Annotated in this window: 3 protein-coding genes; all 3 read left to right on the top strand. The window is 48.1% G+C overall.

All coding sequences use genetic code 11. From position 1 onward, the window contains the following. Window positions 1-1468, top strand: a 1468-nt coding sequence (locus KDK16_RS06290; RefSeq protein ID WP_257275202.1) for a hypothetical protein, incomplete at its 5' end; no start/stop codon positions are given. A 36-nt stretch (window positions 1469-1504) separates the two neighbouring features. Next, window positions 1505-1870 (top strand): PilZ domain-containing protein, encoded by a 366-nt coding sequence (locus tag KDK16_RS06285; RefSeq protein ID WP_257275201.1) that lies wholly within the window; start codon window positions 1505-1507, stop codon window positions 1868-1870. A 68-nt stretch (window positions 1871-1938) separates the two neighbouring features. Beyond that, window positions 1939-2577, top strand: a complete 639-nt coding sequence (locus KDK16_RS06280) for a YigZ family protein (protein WP_257275199.1) — start codon at window positions 1939-1941, stop codon at window positions 2575-2577. The last annotated feature ends 3 nt before the right edge of the window (window positions 2578-2580 follow it).

Genomic DNA, 2580 nt, shown 5'->3' with positions numbered 1-2580 from the left:
GGATAACCTGTTTCCTGAGGGGATAGAGAATGCCTCTCCTGCTCTGAAAAAAGTGATTGAGCAAACGGTGACGTTTCCTATTCAAAAAACTGAAGAAGGCGGAAAGGGTTATTTAGAGAGGCTGCCTCAAATAAGAAACGAACTGGCTGAGCTGGGTAAAAAGGAGTGGGCAGAGCTGGGTCTTTCTCAGGCAGCCTTTCAGGAGCTGGTTAACCTGAAAGCCTGCCAGTGGGCTTGTAAGAATGCATGGCTTGAACTGGTGGCCGTTGATGTTGCCAATCGTGAGAGAAGTAATCATACGCTTAACTGTGAGCAAGCGTTGCAGCAGGCCAGGGTCAACAGCCATCTGGATAAAGTTTATGCGCAGGAGCATCACTGGCTGAATAATGAAGCTGTCAGTCTGGTGGATAACCTGGATTTGAAAGCCGCGGGCATTCCTGCGGAAGCGGTTGCTGTTGTCACTAGCAGCCTCAAGTCAGAAGTGACAAACTTTCTCAAATCGATGGATAGGCGGATTGTTCTGCCGGGAACGTATCAGGAGGATTTGCTTGAAACAGCGGATTCAGAACCGATGCGTGAGCGCCTCAGCGGTTACTTCGAGCAATTAAAGAGCGAAGGGGTCAGGCTGGATGGCAAAGACATGGTGAGTGAGACCAATGCCAAGCTGATTCATCAGAGCGACGTCGCTTTAGAAGAAGCTCAGTTGAAAATAACTGAGCTTTATAATGTTGTGAAGAAGTTAGGGGATAGAGCTTCAGGTTCTAAGTATTTCAGGGACATTATCGATAGCCTCGGGAACAGCAGGGAAAAGCTGAAGGCCGAAGGAGGCGTGCAGGAAGCGATGAAAACGGAAGTCACCCTACAGAAGGCTTACCAGCACATGATGGAGGCTGTCATGAAAGTCGTGATTAATCGGGGAGTATTGGATCTTGCTGCAATAGAAAAGCAGATGATGGCCGTGATCACTCAATGTGTTGATATTGATCCGGCTTTACAGCTATCTCTACGCAAGAATACTGTTGGTGTTACCAAAATCAAAGCTATGGATCTCACGCCGCCTGAAGACGTCTCTACCACCTTTCAAAAGTTCAGATGGAGGAAGAAGGGACAACAGGGGCAGTGGACGCTGATTGGGAATTCCAGGCAGGCGATTATGGATTGCGATGTTGCCAAAGATCATTTCAGCATTAAAGCCGACTGTATATCCAACAAAAGTCAGTTGAACAGTATGCAGGCACAAGCCGCTTCCCTGAAGGGCAGACAAACTGAGCTGAATCGTGCCGTCAAGTTATGCCAGCACCCGGTCCAAAAAGAGTTCAGGGACTGTGTGGATGAAGTTGAAAGGGCATTAATGCAGCAGTTTGGCGCATTTGCCAACGGGCAGAAAAAGATCACAGAGCGTGAGCAGCAGTTAATGCTCAGGCAGAGTGAGTTAAGGCAGAGCAGGTTGTACAAGGTTCTGGTTTAAATTTTATACAGGTAGGGCAGTAAAGGAATACAGATTATGTCTATGGTTCCACGCGGCAAGGAACGCCGCAGCATCAAGCGTCATCAGTTGAATGAATATCTGACTGTATACAACAGGAACACGCTCAGGGAAATAGGAAGTATTGGTAACATCAGCAGCAATGGTTTGATGCTCATCAGTACGGTACCGGTTCTCATTGGTGCGGTTTACAGTATGAGAATTAAGCTGCCCGGACCTGATGAAGAGAAAAACCATATTGACTTTGATGCCCGGTGTCACTGGTGTAAGCCAGACGTGGGTCCGGAGTTTTTTGATTCTGGCTACAGTATTGTCAATGCAGGGCATGATATTATTGACTTGGTTGAAGTACTCAAGGAGTACTTTTCTTTCACTGAGTGCTGACAGGTTGAGTGGAAAATATAGCTGACGATCACTCGGTTCATGCTTTTTGAGTGCAACAAGAGAATTGAATGTCCAGCCAGCCCACGGGCCGTTATCGGGTGCCTGATCTATTACCTGACTCCTCTTTTCAGTGGGAAGCGGAAGTCAAGCGAAGCCGTTTTATTACTTTCCTGTCCAGAGTGACCTCAAGAGCCGAAGCGCTCTCCTTCCAGCAATCTCTGAGAAATCAGTTTCATGATGCCTCCCATCACTGTCTTGCTTTTATTGCCGGTCCTCCCGAGGGAAATACCGTCCTGGGTTTTGATGATGATGGTGAACCCGGCGGCACGGCTGGCAAGCCTATGCTCAATGTTTTACAGCATCGTCAGATCGGAGAGGTAGCGGTCGTTGTGGTACGTTACTTTGGTGGCATCAAGTTGGGAGCCGGAGGACTGGTTCGGGCTTACGGTGCGTCAGTTCAGTCAGCCGTAGAACAGTTGCCTGTGGTTGAATGTGTCCCCATGATTCAGGGAACTGCCTTGCTCGATTATGCCAATGAGCAAGCTTTTCGACACTGGCTGGAATCCCTGTCAGGAGAAATCATTCACTGTGACTATAGTGACCGGGTTGTTATCCAGATTAAATTGCCCGAAGCTACCAGAATTGACTTTACTTCCAGGGTGACAGAGTCCCTGAAAGGGAAGATTTCATTGCATTGGCAGGAGTGAACA

The organism is Endozoicomonas sp. SESOKO4 (assembly GCF_024606275.1).
The sequence above is the reverse complement of the archived record's forward strand: the minus strand, read 5'-3'. Positions and strand labels throughout refer to the sequence as shown.

Excerpts from the sequence above, each read along its gene's own strand:
- KDK16_RS06285 (WP_257275201.1), top strand. The coding sequence starts at position 1,505 with ATGTCTATGGTTCCACGCGGCAAGGAACGCCGCAGCATCAAGCGTCAT.
- KDK16_RS06280 (WP_257275199.1), top strand. The coding sequence starts at position 1,939 with ATGTCCAGCCAGCCCACGGGCCGTTATCGGGTGCCTGATCTATTACCT.